The organism is Ruminococcus sp. CAG:379 (assembly GCF_000434255.1).
Classification (GTDB): Bacteria; Bacillota; Clostridia; order Oscillospirales; family Ruminococcaceae; genus Ruminococcus_F; species Ruminococcus_F champanellensis.
Genome location: NZ_FR894860.1, coordinates 1,013 through 1,272, shown reverse-complemented (window position 1 = coordinate 1,272; position 260 = coordinate 1,013). Strand labels below are relative to the sequence as shown.

Sequence of the window (260 nt, the reverse complement as noted above, 5' to 3'; positions counted from 1 at the left end):
AACACGGAACTGCTATCGCAAAAGCAAAAGCTCCTCGCCGATGCGGTGACGGCTACCAAAGAAAAGCTGGAAACCCTGAAAACCGCTGCGGAACAGGCAAACACGGCTCTCGCCAACGGCGACATTTCGCAGGAGCAGTACGATGCACTCCAGCGTGAGATCATCGAGACGGAACAGGAGCTACAGAACCTCCAGCGTGAGGCGGAGGCTTCCAGTACGGCTCTTGCCAAGCTCGGTCAGGCGGGTGAAATGCTCGAAAA

The 260-nt window shown here is 56.5% G+C and carries 1 protein-coding gene; it reads left to right on the top strand.

Annotated elements, in window-relative coordinates:
* A partial coding sequence (locus QVO51_RS03705) for a hypothetical protein (RefSeq protein ID WP_369677890.1) occupies window positions 1-260 on the top strand: 260 nt, incomplete at both ends.